Annotated in this window: 13 protein-coding genes; 8 read left to right on the top strand and 5 right to left on the bottom strand. The window is 48.3% G+C overall.

What is annotated here, in order from left to right:
- The first annotated feature begins 22 nt into the window (after positions 1-22).
- Complete coding sequence (locus tag NIT79A3_RS17390; protein ID WP_013967449.1) at positions 23-1,051, top strand: toll/interleukin-1 receptor domain-containing protein; 1,029 nt, start codon at positions 23-25, stop codon at positions 1,049-1,051.
- A 179-nt stretch (positions 1,052-1,230) separates the two neighbouring features.
- Here NIT79A3_RS17390 and NIT79A3_RS17385 read toward each other — a convergent pair whose 3' ends face one another.
- The 4 genes from NIT79A3_RS17385 to NIT79A3_RS18050 form a co-directional block, all read right to left on the bottom strand.
- On the bottom strand, positions 1,231-3,312 hold the full coding sequence (locus NIT79A3_RS17385; protein WP_013967448.1) for a hypothetical protein: 2,082 nt from the start codon (positions 3,310-3,312) through the stop codon (positions 1,231-1,233).
- Positions 3,305-5,035, bottom strand: coding sequence for an NAD-binding protein (locus NIT79A3_RS17380; protein ID WP_083817983.1), 1,731 nt, complete (start codon positions 5,033-5,035; stop codon positions 3,305-3,307). The genes NIT79A3_RS17385 and NIT79A3_RS17380 overlap by 8 nt, the downstream gene beginning before the upstream one ends.
- Before the next feature lie 4 nt (positions 5,036-5,039).
- Positions 5,040-6,329: a hypothetical protein gene (locus NIT79A3_RS18055; RefSeq protein WP_013967446.1), complete on the bottom strand. Its 1,290-nt coding sequence runs from the start codon at positions 6,327-6,329 to the stop codon at positions 5,040-5,042.
- Between the two features lie 133 nt (positions 6,330-6,462).
- Positions 6,463-7,521 carry a toll/interleukin-1 receptor domain-containing protein gene (locus NIT79A3_RS18050; RefSeq protein ID WP_013967445.1) on the bottom strand — a complete coding sequence of 353 codons (1,059 nt, stop codon included), beginning with the start codon at positions 7,519-7,521 and terminating at the stop codon, positions 6,463-6,465.
- A 182-nt stretch (positions 7,522-7,703) separates the two neighbouring features.
- Here NIT79A3_RS18050 and NIT79A3_RS17365 point away from each other — a divergent pair, with 182 nt between their 5' ends.
- From NIT79A3_RS17365 to NIT79A3_RS17335, 7 genes are all read left to right on the top strand, one after another.
- Positions 7,704-8,861 carry a cysteine desulfurase family protein gene (locus NIT79A3_RS17365; protein ID WP_041360402.1) on the top strand — a complete coding sequence of 386 codons (1,158 nt, stop codon included), beginning with the start codon at positions 7,704-7,706 and terminating at the stop codon, positions 8,859-8,861.
- Between the two features lie 24 nt (positions 8,862-8,885).
- Positions 8,886-9,656, top strand: a complete 771-nt coding sequence (locus NIT79A3_RS17360) for a phosphocholine cytidylyltransferase family protein (RefSeq protein ID WP_013967443.1) — start codon at positions 8,886-8,888, stop codon at positions 9,654-9,656.
- On the top strand, positions 9,653-10,114 hold the full coding sequence (locus tag NIT79A3_RS17355; protein ID WP_013967442.1) for an HIT family protein: 462 nt from the start codon (positions 9,653-9,655) through the stop codon (positions 10,112-10,114). The genes NIT79A3_RS17360 and NIT79A3_RS17355 overlap by 4 nt, the downstream gene beginning before the upstream one ends.
- Before the next feature lie 22 nt (positions 10,115-10,136).
- On the top strand, positions 10,137-11,201 hold the full coding sequence (locus NIT79A3_RS17350) for a fatty acid desaturase (protein WP_013967441.1): 1,065 nt from the start codon (positions 10,137-10,139) through the stop codon (positions 11,199-11,201).
- Between the two features lie 5 nt (positions 11,202-11,206).
- The gene (locus tag NIT79A3_RS17345; RefSeq protein WP_013967440.1) at positions 11,207-11,947 is read left to right on the top strand and encodes a 2,3-bisphosphoglycerate-dependent phosphoglycerate mutase; all 741 of its coding nucleotides are present in this window, start codon (positions 11,207-11,209) and stop codon (positions 11,945-11,947) included.
- Positions 11,948-11,959: 12 nt separating this feature from the next.
- A complete protein-coding gene (locus NIT79A3_RS17340; protein WP_013967439.1) occupies positions 11,960-12,490 on the top strand; it encodes a DNA-deoxyinosine glycosylase in 531 nt (176 codons plus the stop codon).
- A 362-nt stretch (positions 12,491-12,852) separates the two neighbouring features.
- Positions 12,853-13,875, top strand: a complete 1,023-nt coding sequence (locus NIT79A3_RS17335; RefSeq protein ID WP_013967438.1) for a VanZ family protein — start codon at positions 12,853-12,855, stop codon at positions 13,873-13,875.
- Between the two features lie 52 nt (positions 13,876-13,927).
- Here NIT79A3_RS17335 and NIT79A3_RS17330 read toward each other — a convergent pair whose 3' ends face one another.
- Positions 13,928-15,073, bottom strand: coding sequence for a diguanylate cyclase (locus tag NIT79A3_RS17330; RefSeq protein ID WP_013967437.1), 1,146 nt, complete (start codon positions 15,071-15,073; stop codon positions 13,928-13,930).
- Positions 15,074-15,127 lie beyond the last annotated feature (54 nt).

Below are 15,127 nucleotides of genomic sequence, written 5' to 3'. Positions count from 1 at the left end.
TTGAACCACTAAGAACTAAATTATGAGCGATATATTTTTGAGTTATGCGCGGGAAGATTTGGTGTATGCGAGACAGCTTACTAAGGCGCTTGAAGCCCAGGGTTGGTCAGTTTTCTGGGATCAGGAAATACCCCCGGGCAAATCTTGGCATGATTTTATTGGAAAAGCTCTCCAAGGAGCGCGCTGTGTAGTCGTAATTTGGTCTAAGACTTCAATTCATAAAGATTGGGTGCGTGAGGAAGCGGAGGATGGAAACAAACGAAAAATATTGGTACCAGTAATAATTGATAAGATTGAACCTCCAATTGGTTTTCGCTCCATTCAGGCCGCAAACTTGATCGGCTGGAATGGAAACCAAAATGTCATGCAATATCAGCATCTTATTAGTGCCATAGCCGGTATTCTCGGCTTACCAAAACAGCCGCCTATATCGCGACCACATTCTCAGGATTCACCTAAAACTTTATGGATTGTCGGTCTTACGCTTGTATCGATAGTCATTGTATTTTTAAGTTTCCAGATGAATGCTACGAAGTCGTTACAATTGCTTCCTTCGACCGAAGAAGTATCCATAGGAAAACAAAAATCAGCTAAAGATCATACGTTATCAAATATAGGTAACCTCAGTGCATTAGTGCCAAAGATTTCTGCAGAAATAGTGGGCACCTATTGGTGGACGAAAGGTCAAACAGTGGATTTGAAAGGAAATCCCTATATGCAAATGCATCCAGAGATCAAAGGAAAGCTTGTCATAGAAGCACGGGGTAATGACACTTATCTCATAATTGGAGCTGTGACACTGAGAGGCCTTGGAACAAAGAGTAGGGGTCCTTATCACATTAGTTATATTGAGTATAAGAAGGATGGATCTCTCACTTCAAAAAAGGGTACTAATTTCGAGATTAAGTTGCATGGCGATGTTCTCACTACGTTCGAAAAAGGCAAGGATTACGAACGTTTATATGAGTGGAGGAAAGCTGTAGGTAAAGGAGGAGTAAAAGACGACTATCTCGATCGAGAAATTCAAAGGTTGCGAGATCGTGAGAAATAAACATTAAACTGCTTACTGCTGTGCTCGGAAGTTTGTTGTACTTCGATGATGTACAAGTATATGTATTATGTCACTAATGTCATGAACTGATTGCAATAGGAAGGGACAGGGGCATTGTTTAGGACTGGAAATAGAAGCTAAGCCCAAGCGCTTAACCACACGATAATTCTGCTTCTGAATCAACACTCAGACTGCTTCACTTTAAATATTTCCAGCCAGTTGGTATTTTCCTGTGTGGTGATGTCAGCAATTTCTTTCATGTCTGCAGCGAGTTGATTGGAAATCAAGGCGGGTTGATCGTTTATCACGTGGTTACGTTTTAGAATCAACGCTTCGCCCAGAGTGATTGAGCGCTGCGCCAAGATGTCAAACTCTGCGTGGTGGCGGATTGCAAAGGTAGTGGTTGCACAAATGGGGAGGACAATGACTAATAGTGCCAGTGGGTAAGCTATTTCTCCCGGAAAGATCATCGTTTGAATAGCTTGATGAACCAATTGTTGGTGTAGCAGATCGATCAAGACGGTGATTAGTTTGAAGCACACAACGAGGATCGTAGTGGTAAACAAGCCGTGATTCCATTTTTCTAGTGTTTGCGCCGATACACTCATCATCGCAGCATTTTTGCGGTGATAATTGATTTGCCCATCCACCCAAGTAGTGGTTAAGAACGTGCGGATGTGTTTTTGGTAGGATTGACTCAACTGACAGACACTAAAACCCGCCCAGCGATTGATTGTATGGGTATAGATCGATTGCCAAGTTCTTCCTGCAGTGCTGTGATCGATCTCAGTGCGACTTGAAATTTTTGAGTTGTCGTGTGGCGGTTGCTCAATGGAATAAGTTCTACCCAGCAGTGACAGGTAGTGCATGGGTCGCAGTACTTCGGACAGATGCCGGTATTCAAGCCAATGTTTATGGTATTTCTGGTCATGGCGATCTTGTTGATAAAGCTTGGAAATTGTAAGCAACAAAGCCAGTTCGATCAGCACTAGAACAAGCATCGGCCAGGTAACAGGGCTTGTTTTAAACGCCAGTGCAAAGACTGCTGCCGTCAAAGCCGCTGCACCCAGCAGATAAATCAAAACAAACGTACTGCGATGCGAGCGCGAATAATAGTTAGCTAGCCGATCTGCGTACAGATAAGCCGCATAATATCGATCCTGACTCGGTGTTGCCTTTTTTTCGGGCAAACCTTCTTGATTCTGAGTATCCCCTCGATGGTTCTCTGTTTCAGAAAATAGGCGTTTTTGCATATCGTCCACTTTTTCTTTACGGGCGATCATGCGTTTGAAGGTATCAAATGCTTGGGTGGCGAAACTTTTATATTCCTTCTTGAGTTTGATTGGACCGGCGTTGTCATAATCGGGTGATTCATCGGCGATCAAACACAAGTGCTTATCGGCTTGATAATGTTTAAAACGGGAAAAAATTTCCTGCTTGAAAGCGCTATTGGATTCATTCGAGTCATTCAGCAAGTCAGTGAATAGCAATGCGCGGCTTAATTCATCCTGCAATATTTCTGCTGTGTATGTCTGGCTCTTTTTATTGCTGGATTGATCGCAGCGATAGATCCGGCGTTCTTCCATCGGCAAGGTGGAAATATGAATCACAGGTATACCTTTCAACCAGGCGGCTTGGACCGCGGCGGCTGTGCCTTTGTCTTCGCTATTGTCGCCATCATATACAGCAATCAAGATATCGCTATGGGTAACCAATAAACGGCTGCAGTCGATATAAGCCTGTGTGCGACGGTTGGGATCGCCGTCCAGTTCGATTACTTGGGCTTTACGATTGTAGTGAACGCGGCTTTTATGCGTGTAATATCCGAAGCGCTGCAGGATGCTATAGAACTCAGCGACTGTTCCCGATTTTTTACCTGTGGCTTCGTTTTCTCTGGGTAAAAAATCCTGTGCATATTGCTTTGCGGGGAACGGAAGAATACACGCCAGCTCCGCGTGCGGTGGCATGATGTCCGGTTCGATACAAAGCCTATCCGCGCCTTCAGCCAGTGAAGAAATAATGCGCATGATCGGCTCGATGTCATTGTCATACAGCATTTTGGCAATGATATTTTTTGATTCGACCGGTGATATTGCTTGGAGGGCACGACGGATATCCGCATAAGTGGCTTCAATTTCCTCTCGCAGCCGTTGTAATTCAACTTCGGGAAGATCGAGATGCCCCGCCACGCCGATACGCAATGTCATTGGCACCAGTGGATTGGCGACCATCGTTGTATAACTATCCTGGTGGTTATTCATGATTTGTTGTACTCGATTCGATCCATCGCAAAAGGTGGGGAATATTGTGTACCGAGTCGCGATCTTTCTGCCGCTCGGATTCAGGTAACTGTTCCCATGAAATCAAACTGGGAGACAAACGCGCGGCGATATTTTTTGCGCCCTCGGTATAATGCCAGCCATCCAGCCGTTTTTCCGCCACCCAGCGGTCATGTTCCATGCGCGCGAGGCGCTCCAGGGTTTTCTTGTCGTTCAATGCTTGTTCGATTTGTTCCGGCGTGTAATGCAGTGAGCCGGTGATGACGCGGCATTTGATTTGCAGGTGATCGGCCTGGTTGCGGTTGGCGTCTTTCAAGGTTTCGGGCAGATCTTCCCAGCGTACCAGCGAGGTATTGTTCGCCGCCGTATCGCCTGCTGCAATTTGCGATTCGACATAATGATTGTGAATGGCGATTGCCAGTTGATCCTGCGTTGCGTTGAAAATAGCCGCCACAGTGAAAATTTCCTGGGTGGGATAAACAAATTTAAACTGAGCGTAGGAATGGAATGCGGGTTCAATACTTCGGGTCAGCAAATCATCGGCAAACTGGCACACCATGACCGGGCAGTGCAACGTCAACCGCGCCAGCGCTTTTGCGCCGATCAACGTGGACTCGGTATCGGCGGCGCACAGATAAATTAAATGGGGCTTGAAACTGTTGATCAGTTGCTGCGCATTTTGCGCACTCAAGAAACTTAACGCGATGTCTTTCGCCTTGATACTGATGATTTCAGACAAAACCGGCCAGCGTTTATTGATTGCCTCAAGTTGAACGGCTGCTTGCGGGCCTGCCAAGGTGATGTGAACGGGGTGCGCGGTGCCATAATGTCCCAGCTTGGTCAGCCGCACAATCAAATCCTCCACAAACGCATGGTTGCCCAGCAACAGAATTCTGATCTCCTCCAGCCGGGGGATGTCATTGACAAGCTCGGTATCCGGGCCATGCTGCAACAACAACCAGCGCGCCGCCAGTTGCTGCCGGTTGATGATGCGAGCGGAGAAATGGGCAAAATCCTGCGAGAAAACCGCGTCGTCATACAACACCGCCGCCAATTCATGGCTTTGTACATGCGCGATGCATTTTAATAGCGGTGACTCTGGATCTGCTTGCTTCAGTTGATAAGCCTGAACAATTATCTCAGTATTGGCGGCATCGTCTTCAGTCACTGCCAGCAAGTATTTTGCCTGCGTCACATTGACTTTCACCAGATTATTCGCGTCGCGGGCATTGCCGGGCAACACATAAACCCCCGTATTATCGGCCCAACCCAAATGGCTATTCATCGGATCGGGTTCAATCACCACCGTGGGAATATCCTTGGCCGCCAACGCTTGCACGATCGGCCAGCCATACTCCCCCAAGCCGCAGACCACAGCATGATTTTGTAAACGCCGGATTCGCAGCAACAGCAATTGCCCGCGCAGCATCAACAGAATAGTTTTAACCGCCGCGTAGCTGAGTAAAGCTGGCGCTAACCAACGCGCCACATTCAGTTGCCAGGGAATGTTTCCTGTCGGTGCGGAAAAACCAAAGGTAAACAATCCCAGGGTTTTATAGAGTTGATCGGATAGCGAGGCATCGGGATGCAAAGCCGAATAACCCGCCGTTCCTAACCCGATGATCAGTACTGCACAGATACCAATCATTCCCCATTCCTTGCGGGAGAAAAGATTGTGGGCTGGATGCGGCGGTAGGTTTAGCATGGACTTATTGTTCTGCGCGCTTCTGCAATTCTTCGATCATCCAAGCATCGCGGGGTGCCAGGATTTTTCTTTTTTGCATACCCAATGCGACATGCAGTGCTTTGGTCATATAAGTTTTATCGCCTGTGACTTCACTCAATTTCACATAGCTGACAATCAAGTCCCGCTGCCACTCGGCATTGCCTGGGTCGGATTGAGCCAGACGCTCACGAATAGCCAGGGAATTCTGAAAGCTTTTAAGCGCGGCGGGCAAGTCACCCTGAGCGGTTTGTATGTCGCCTATTCTGTCAAAGGAGACCGACAAATCGCGCTGCCACCCGGCATTGCCTGGGTCGGATTGAGCCAGGCGCTCAAATATGGCATGAGAAGCTTGATAGCTTTTAAGCGCGGCGGGCAAGTCACCCTGAGCGGTTTGTATGCCGCCTATTTTGCTATAGGAGATCGACAAATCGCGCTGCCACCCGGCATTGCCTGGGTCGGATTGAGCCAGACGCTCAGCTATAGCCAGGGAATTCTGAAAGCTTTTAAGCGCAGCGGTCAAATCGCCCTGTACAGTCTGAATATCACCCAGAGCACTCATTGCGACTGAACGTTCCCTGTCATCCATTGCGGTTTCGGCTGATTTTTGCGCTGCATGTAACCTATCGGACAATCTGCCAGCATCCCGGTACAAACGACCCAGTTCCACCCAATCCCAATGCACGCCGGGATCGAGGCGAGTGATCTCTTCATAACGCGCAATTACCTGGGCTGTAGTCATTTTGCCTTTACTACGCGCTTCCAGCGCTAATAGTGCAATGTTACGACCTTCTGCAGCGCTTTCGATGTCGATGCGCTTCTGGCGCGCGGCATCACGGGCTGCGCGTAAATCATCCAGCACGGCCAAAGCGCCGATTTCATCACCGGCATTAAAACGCGCCAAGGCCGCCGCGCCTTCCGGTGTTGCCGCGATATTTTCAACGGCTGTGCGGAATATCGCAATTTCATGCGCATAGGTCCGGTCAAGTGCGGCTAGGGCGGCGATATAGCTTTCTTCCGCTGTGCTGAGCGCATCATTCAAACGTTTTTCCCCGGCTTGGATTTTGGCGCGCAGCGTATCAATTTCTTTGCGCTGCATGCGCATTTTTTCATCCGCCATACGCTCGGTAGCAGCCAGCGTTGCCGATGCGGCATATAGCGCCGCGTTGACTTCCGCGCGCACATCCACCTGTGCCACGGCGGTTGCGGACGATGGTGCCGCAATCAGCATGGGCAGACACAGTAACAACGCGATGATGAACAACAGTTTTTTCATGCGGATTCCTTGTATTTATTTTGTAGGTTGGGGTGAGCTTGTGAACCCCAACACTATCATTCTATCTTTGGTTGATCATCGTTGGGGTTCGCTGGCTTACCCCAACACACGGTGTTACGGGGGCTATGGCGGGCTAATTGCCGCAATTTTCGGTCTCCACGATGTGGCGTTCTTCCACTTCGCAAACCGCATCGCCTTCAAAACCGCATGCGATACCTCCCGTGACTGCGTCGCAGTGCCAGACTTGCGGCGTCGATGCCGATGCGATCAGACGGAAGGTGTTGGTGGCGGCAAAACCTTTGCAGAGTTGCCCGGCTCTGGTTTGGGCGCGCAGGGTTGCAGCCGCCTGCGCAGCAGACTGATCAGAATGAGCCTCGCCGCCATGCGTGACGAACAGAGTCAGTTCGCGTGTTGCGGGGATCCAGGTTTCTGTTTGCGTGATGCGGCGGGCGGTGAGCAGGTCGGCGGCTTCACTGCGATGAAAGCCTTGCGGAAATTGCGTGATATGCGTGCGCAAGGCAGCGCAACTGCCGCGTTCACGATTTTCCCAGGCGATTCGTTCTTCCCGGGTAGGCCGGTTGCTCAGTCCTAGTGCACCGCATAGGTCGGAAATTCGCGGTTGGAAAAAGGAGGTTGTGCACATCTGGTCATTGACGCTGAATAAATTGAACCCGATGGTAATGCTACCGGCGCCCATCATGCTGGCAAAACCACTCCAAGCGAGCCGCCGAACCAGACGCGACATGGGCGCTTTCGCGGGCGGAACCGGACGGCCTTCAAGCTTGGCGGTGATCGCGTCACACAGATCCCGGAAGAAAGGATCGCGTGGGTTATCTTTCCAATGGCTCAGATCAATCGATTGAATTTCCCTAAATCCCAAGGGCGGATCAACCTTGTCCAGCATAACGGGAATCAAGATGCCACGGCGTTTTGCCTGCATGGCTTCATCCCGCACAAAATCCCCGGCGGGACCAATGCTTTCCTGTGTCCATACCACGATCACGCATTTGGCAGCATCCAACGCCGCACGAATTTGTGCGTGCCAGCTCTCCCCGGGGGCAAGATGCCGATCCCACCACACGGAATGCCCGGCATCTTGCAGCGCTAGCGCCAGCCGTGCAACCCGCGTTTCGTCCTCGCGTTTGTATGAAATAAATATCTCATGCATTGATTCATGCGCCGTTTCAGTCATGCCATAACTCCGATACGCTATCTGGTTATATTTAACCATAATATAACCCGCTATTCAGAAATATTCCTAGTAAGCTGGCACATTCCTTCGCATCATTATTCGTTTATAATTTCCCAGCATTCCCTATGCTTACACGATAAGTATTATCATACTGTCCTCTATCAATGGATCACACAAGATTAATGGAACCCGTCTATTTCGACCACAATGCCACCACGCGCATTGATGATGCGGTGCTGGAAGCGATGCTGCCGTATTTCCAGCAGGAATTCGGCAATGCCTCCAGCCGCCACAGTTATGGCATTACCGCCCGGCGGGCGATTGATAAGGCGCGTAAACAAGTCGCGGATGCGGTGGGAGTGCAGCCGGTGCAGGTGATTTTTACCAGTGGTGGCTCGGAAGCCAATAACCTGTTTATTCGCGGCGCGGCGGATAGTTTGAAGCCGGGGAATCTTTTTATCAGTGCGATTGAGCATCCTTGTGTATTGAAACCGGCGCAAGCGCTGGCACGTCGTAGTTGTGATGCGTGGGCAGTGCATCAATTAGCGGTGAATCCATCGGGGCAGGTTGATTTGGATGCGGCCGGTAACGCCATGCGTGAACATAAACCGGGATTGGTTTCTGTGATGCTGGCGAATAATGAAACCGGCGTGATTCAAGATGTCGCAAGCATCGCTGAGCTGGCGCGCTCGCAGGGTGCAGTCATGCATACCGATGCCATTCAGGGATTGGGGAAAATCCCGGTGGATTTTGCCGCGCTGAAAGTGCATGCGATGACCTTGTCGGCACACAAGATTTGTGGGCCCAAAGGCGCGGCGGCTTTGATTGTGGACAAACGGTTGTTATTAAAACCGCTGATCTATGGCGGCGGGCATGAAAACGGGTTGCGTTCCGGTACCGAGAATGTGCCTGCGATTGTGGGTTTTGGTGTTGCCTGCGAATTAGCCCGATCTCGCTTGGCAGAAACCGTGCAGCCAATTTCGCAACTGCGGAATCATCTGGAAAAAGGGCTGGTTGGTATGGGTGCGGTGATTTTCGGCGCCGGGGCGGCACGCATTCCGAACACATGTTATTTTGCCTTGCCGGATATCGAAGGCGACACGTTGGTGGTTAAACTGGATAAAGCCGGTTTTGCTGTCGCTGCCGGGGCGGCTTGTTCCAGCGTCAATCCGGGGCAAAGCCATGTATTGAGCGCGATGCAGGTTGATCCGATGCTCGCGCGTTGCGCAGTGCGCATCAGTCTGGGTAGTAGCAATACCGGTGAGCAAGTCGAGGATTTTCTGCGCGCAATCCAACGCATTGTTGCAGAATTACGGCAGATCAGCAGTCTTTCCATCTAAAAGTGCCCTATAATCAATCCATCTATGACGAATAATCCCATCACACGACCGGCCAGACACACCAAGGCCATCATTCTCAGCGCAGGGCAGGGGCGGCGGTTGTTGCCGCTGACCGAAAGTACGCCGAAGTGCCTGTTGCCGGTTGCCGATAAACCCGTGCTGGCGTGGCAGATTGATGCGTTGCTGACGGTGGGCATTGAGGAAATCACGATAGTCGCGGGTTTTCAGGTGGGTTTGATTGAAACGCTGTTACAACAGCGTTATGCGAATCATCCCAAGATTAAAATACTGTTCAATCCATTTTTTGAAGTGGCGGATAATCTGGCGAGTTGCTGGATTGCGCGCGGTGAGATGACGGGCGATTTTCTGATTCTGAACGGTGATACCGTGATCGAAGCCGCGCTCATCGCGCAGGTCTTGAATTCAAAACCGGCGCCCATTACACTCAGCGTGGATTATAAAAACGCTTACGATGCCGACGATATGAAAGTGCAATTGGATACGGACGGATGGGTGAAACAGGTCAGCAAAATAATTCCCCCGCATCAGGTGGATGCGGAATCCATTGGCTTGATTTACTTTCGCGAACAGGGTCCAGAGCGCTTTAGTCAAGCCGTCGAATCGGCATTGCGTCATCCGGCAGAATTGAAATCATGGTATTTGTCGATTATTGATCGGCTTGCCAAGCAGCATCTGGTGAATTCCTGTTCGGTGAAAGGGTTTCGCTGGTGTGAAATCGATTTCATAGAAGACTTGGCCAAAGCAGGCATCATCTTTGATGAAAATCCATCATGAACAAACCAGCGACACCGGAATCCACAAGCCTGAATGCCACCATGCGCAAATTTGGCGCGCCGCAGACGATTATTCGGCAATATCAATACTGGTCGGTGATGCTGCGCCCGGCGCAAGCGACGCTCGGCGCGCTGGTTTTAGCCGCGCATGAACCTGCTGAAGCCTTTTCACAACTCAGTCCAGCGAGTTTTACGGAACTCCATACCATCACCGGGCATATTGAATCCGCGCTGACTAAAGCGTTTCAATATGACAAAATCAACTATCTGATGCTGATGATGGTCGATCCGGATGTGCATTTTCACGTTATTCCGCGTTATGCACAGCCCAGGCAGTTTGCGGATATGGAATTTATCGATGCAGGCTGGCCGACCATGCCGAACCTGGGGCAAATCAACAAAACCGATGCGGCGATCAATCAGCGCATTATGAATTACATTCAATCCTGCTGGTCTTAAGTGAAATGATACGAGTCGCCAAGTGACTGAAGAAAAACCACCCTACATTAAAGAATTTCCACTCCGTGAAGCCCATCATTTGGTACGCGACCTGATGACGCCGATTCCGTGGATTTATTGGACTGATTTTCTGTTTCATATTACCTTGGGCTGGGCTGCTTTTTTCACCACATTGTTGTCACCGGCGTTTTCGCTCTGGCAACTGAGCGGATTTGTTGTGGCAGTGCTGGCGTTGTATCGCTCGGCCATTTTTGTGCATGAACTGGCGCATTTAAAGAAAGGCTCATTCACGAACTTTCGTCTGGCGTGGAATATCCTCTGCGGCGTGCCGTTCATGATCCCGTCGTTTACCTATGACGGTGTGCATAATGATCATCATAAGCCGGATGTCTACGGCACCAGCGCGGATGGCGAATACCTTCCGTTTGCAACGCGCAGACCCGCAGAAATGGTTGCTTATGTCTTATTGTCCTTTTTAATACCGGTCTTTCTGTTGGCGCGGTTCGTAGTGCTGACACCCTTGTGTTACTTGATTCCACCATTACGCAGGATCGTCTGGGAACGCGCTTCGTCACTCACGATTGACCCCAACTACCGGCGCGCTGCTGATGCGATTCGCAATGATCTGAATTGGCGCCAGCAGGAAATCGCTGCTTGTTTGCTTGGTGCGGTTATTATTACGCTGGTTGTGCTGGACGTACTGCCCTATTCACTGTTGATACTCTGGTATCTGGTTGCCGTAACCGTTTTCTTCCTCAATTCACTGCGCACGCTGGCTGCCCATGCCTATCGTAATCCCGGCGACCGTAAAATGACACTGGCTGAGCAGTACCTGGATTCTATCAACATACCCGGAAATTTTCTGATTACACCGCTCTGGGCACCGGTCGGGCTGCGTTACCATGCCACACACCATCTTTTCATGAGCATGCCCTATCATAATCTGGGCAAAGCACAACGCCGTTTGGTCAATGGTTTGACCGACAATTCGCAATACATTAAAACCATACGTAGCGGTTTGTGGGATGCACTCAGGCGCATCTGGCATGAATCATCATCCGTGTCGGATACCACCCAACGCCAATAACCGTAATGCTTCGAGCCATTACTTCACCAGCAAGCGCGCAGAAAAAGGTCACGCAACTTGTCCTGCTGCGCCATGGCCAAAGTATCTGGAATCGCGATAAGATTTTTACCGGCTGGAGTGATGTTCCTTTGAGTCCCAAGGGTGAAAAAGAAGCTGAGCAGGCCGCTTATTTGCTGAAGCAGGCGGGCTTTACATTTGATCTGTGTTTTTCCTCTACATTGCAACGCGCGAGAACCACATCACGGATCGTTTTGGCTTCAATGCAGTTAAATGAAATACCGGTTCATGAAAGCTGGCGATTGAACGAACGTCATTATGGCGCACTGGAAGGCATGGCGCGTTGGCAAGCCATCAAGAAATTTGGTATCTGGCCCATCCTAGGCTGCCAAATTAAATTTGATGCTGCACCTCCGTATCTGGATTCCCAAGATCCACGATTCCCTGGAAATCAACCCGGCTACACCGGCATTAATAAAGATGAGCTGCCTCTGGGGGAGAGTATGCAACAAACCCTCGCGCGCTTTCAGCCTTACTGGAAGAAGACCATCCAACCGGAAATACAACAAGGGAGGCGAATACTCATCGTTTCCCACAAAAATACCCTGCGCACGTTAATGATGCTATTGGATCAACTCACCCCCAGACAGGTCATGAAATTATCACTGGCCACCGGCCGGCCTTTGGTTTACGAACTGGATCAGCAATACAACGCTATTCGGCATTACTACGTGGACCATCTCAAATAATCTACCTGCAGCATGTCGACCCTCTATAGTTTTCAACCCATCGTCGACAACCATGCGAAAATTCTGATACTGGGCAGTATGCCGGGACAGGCTTCATTAGCGGCAAACCAATATTATGCACATCCCCGAAACGCCTTCTGGCCGATCATGGCGCAATTGCTGCAATTCAATCCGGATGTATCGTACGCAGAGAAGATTACGGCGCTAAAATCATCGCAGATAGCCTTATGGGATGTGCTCAGATCCTGTCATCGCATAGGAAGCCTGGATTCAAGTATTGAGGCGGATACGCAAACAATCAATGATTTTCAATCTTTTTTTTCTTCGCACAGTAATATTACCCATGTGTTTTTTAACGGCGGGAAAGCGGAAGCTTGTTTTAAGCGCCATGTCTTACAAGCAAATGACTTGGGCTTGCTGAGATTTACTCGCTTGCCTTCCACAAGCCCTGCCAATGCCCGATTGTCTTTTGAAGATAAATGCAAAATATGGCATGAAATGATTCACTCGGCGTTTGGATCAGATCAGCCATTCCAAAAATAGAACTCCGCAAAGATACTTGACGGCAATGCATGGGATGCGTTTTACTTATGTTGTGTCAGTCCGCTGAGACTATTCGATATTTAACTGAAAGGGGTCAATTCGATGAAAAAGCTTGTTATTATTGCTCTGGTTATTTTTGCAGCTGGATATATCACCTTAATGGTTCAATATTTCTAGGAAGATCCGGGACCAGAGATAACGTAAAAATAACCTTAACTCCGGGCATAAAAAAATCCATGAGAACAAATTGAAGAAGGATTTGATCCTTACAGCGTGCCGGTTAGATGAAAAACAGTGTTTATATTTCCTAACTCCAAAAACTTCGCAGCAGCGCTGAGTTTGCTACGTGCCGGTATCTATCTATGCCTTTGCTAAAAACAAATTGCTTTCTTTTCATTCTTCTGGCCGCTGCAACTCTAATTTCCTATACCTGGATTAACCAGTACGAACAGGCCGGATCTGAGCTATTAACCACCCACTGGAAATTCAAAACATCAGAAAGCAACCGGGTTGATATCACGGAAAACGGGTTGATCCTTTCAGCCAATGATGCAAAAACAGGTGTCAGCATTCATCAAGATCTTCCGCTGGTTAATCCTGGCACTACCTTACTCGTATCCGCTGATGTGAAAGTTACTGATGTAGTGGCGGGCGAAAAATCATGGAACTTGGCCAGAATTTTTCTGGAACAAAATGACGGGGAAAAAGGCCGATGGGGTCGCCCGCATACAGTAGTCGCCTTGATTGGAACCGCTGATTGGAAGCATTACCGCACAGCTTTTACCATTTCCCCGGAAACCAAAAGCATCCGATTGTTTGCTCAACTGAGCAAATCTACTGGCTTATTTCAGATAAAAAATTTACAGATTTATCCTGTCCATGTGAATCAAGCATATATATGGGCAAGAGCTAGTATTCTTTTTGCATGGGGTGCTTTTTTCCTGCTGCTGGCGGGCTCATGTCTTTTCATACGCGGGAAAACTGTTCTCTTCCGTGCATTGTTGCTAATTACCTTCATCGCCATTATCGCCGGGATATCTCTGCCGGGTGATTTGAAAAACCAGGTTTCCGATGAAGTTAAAATTCAGATTGATGCGGAAAGCGAATCATTTAAAACTGCTATTCCATGGGATTTATCCAAAGTCTGGCATTTCTGCTTTTTTTTCTTGTTTGGCCTGGTCCTGTGTCTAATGATGACAGAGAAACCTGTTTTCCAAGTGGCGGCTATCATGCTTATGCTGGCCGGTAGCACTGAGTTCGTGCAACTCTATATTGACGGGCGGTCGCCGCTTGTCACCGATTTTTTTATTGATGCGACAGGCGGGCTGTTAGGTATTACTTTAATCAAATTAAGCGGTGTGAATAAAAATACTGCTGCAATCTGAATGCAATCAATGATCATGCCCCTGAAAAGATCTTATCACTTCTGATAAAAAATTATTCGCCGGTAACGGCTTGATTGCGTCCCAGTTCTTTTGCCTTATATAAGCGCGCATCAGCGAGGGCCATATAATTGTCAACGGTATCTGTTTCATCAGGCACCTTAGTAATTGTGCCGATAGAAACTGTCAAATGTTTAACGCTATCGCTATTACCATTTTGAATGTTCAGATCTTCTATACCCTTTCTGATGATCTCAGCAAATTCCACGGTCCCTTGATAATCCAGGTTAGCCGCTAATACACCGAATTCTTCCCCGCCGAGGCGAAAAGCATAGTCACCGGGACGTTGGCAAAGATCTTTTAATTTGCGGCTTACTTGGACTAATACTCGATCACCTTCGCTGTGGCCATAGTTATCATTAATTTTTTTGAAGAAATCGATATCAATTATGATAAGAGCAAGGCAAATATTGTGCCGGCAAGCCCTTTTGAGCTCACGTGTGAATACATTCTTAAAATGGCGGCGATTAAATAGGCCTGTTAGCTGATCGGTCATGGCTAGCGCCTCTAACCTCAAATTGGCTTTCCGCAGCTGCTTATTGGCTTTATGAAGTTCTTCTTCAATTTTTTTGCGCTCATGGCTTTCACGCATTAAAATCAGCGTTCTTGAAGATAAACTATCGTACATACTCATAACAGTCTCGATGAGCACTCTGATCGAACCGCTCATATTCTTATCTGAAACGATTTTTGCTTCCTCGAAAGACAGCCCTTTATTAACATTTTGAACGACAAAAGCCATTCGTTTATCATTATCCAGGATATGGAAGGCCAGCCAGCGAATGAGGAATAGAATAATACTTTCAATAATCTCATTACGGGGCTTATTAGTCTCCCCCTCTTTGATTTCTATTACTTTAGGTAAGAAAGAGGAATGGTTTAATTGGTGAGATAATAGCCAGGAATCATCACCGAAATATTCCACCCAGATAGCTTCTTCAGTTTGAAAATGAAATTCAGCATATTTTGCCAATGCATCAAAAAAATAATTTATTTCAAGCTGGTTCCCGCGCACTAAGGCTCCAGCGAGTTCATTTAACAGCGAAATAAGTTTTTGGTGTTGCTCATCGATTATTTCTATCCCTGTTTCAAAATTTTTATTCCATGGAAATACTTCTAATTGATCTATAAGTTTAATCATATAGTCTTATTTGTTAAAAGATAACAAATGAATCCCGTATTAAGTTTGCAGCCA

It is taken from the genome of Nitrosomonas sp. Is79A3 (assembly GCF_000219585.1).
Taxonomy (GTDB): domain Bacteria; phylum Pseudomonadota; class Gammaproteobacteria; order Burkholderiales; family Nitrosomonadaceae; genus Nitrosomonas.
Note: the sequence above shows the minus strand (reverse complement) of the source record. Positions and strands in the feature narration are given on the sequence as shown.

Excerpts from the sequence above, each read along its gene's own strand:
- NIT79A3_RS18055 (WP_013967446.1), bottom strand. The coding sequence starts at position 6,329 with ATGAAAAAACTGTTGTTCATCATCGCGTTGTTACTGTGTCTGCCCATG.
- NIT79A3_RS18050 (WP_013967445.1), bottom strand. The coding sequence starts at position 7,521 with ATGACTGAAACGGCGCATGAATCAATGCATGAGATATTTATTTCATAC.
- NIT79A3_RS17335 (WP_013967438.1), top strand. The coding sequence starts at position 12,853 with ATGCCTTTGCTAAAAACAAATTGCTTTCTTTTCATTCTTCTGGCCGCT.
- NIT79A3_RS17365 (WP_041360402.1), top strand. The coding sequence starts at position 7,704 with ATGGAACCCGTCTATTTCGACCACAATGCCACCACGCGCATTGATGAT.
- NIT79A3_RS17345 (WP_013967440.1), top strand. The coding sequence starts at position 11,207 with ATGCTTCGAGCCATTACTTCACCAGCAAGCGCGCAGAAAAAGGTCACG.
- NIT79A3_RS17390 (WP_013967449.1), top strand. The coding sequence starts at position 23 with ATGAGCGATATATTTTTGAGTTATGCGCGGGAAGATTTGGTGTATGCG.
- NIT79A3_RS17330 (WP_013967437.1), bottom strand. The coding sequence starts at position 15,073 with ATGATTAAACTTATAGATCAATTAGAAGTATTTCCATGGAATAAAAAT.
- NIT79A3_RS17355 (WP_013967442.1), top strand. The coding sequence starts at position 9,653 with ATGAACAAACCAGCGACACCGGAATCCACAAGCCTGAATGCCACCATG.
- NIT79A3_RS17360 (WP_013967443.1), top strand. The coding sequence starts at position 8,886 with ATGACGAATAATCCCATCACACGACCGGCCAGACACACCAAGGCCATC.
- NIT79A3_RS17340 (WP_013967439.1), top strand. The coding sequence starts at position 11,960 with ATGTCGACCCTCTATAGTTTTCAACCCATCGTCGACAACCATGCGAAA.
- NIT79A3_RS17385 (WP_013967448.1), bottom strand. The coding sequence starts at position 3,312 with ATGAATAACCACCAGGATAGTTATACAACGATGGTCGCCAATCCACTG.
- NIT79A3_RS17380 (WP_083817983.1), bottom strand. The coding sequence starts at position 5,035 with ATGCTAAACCTACCGCCGCATCCAGCCCACAATCTTTTCTCCCGCAAG.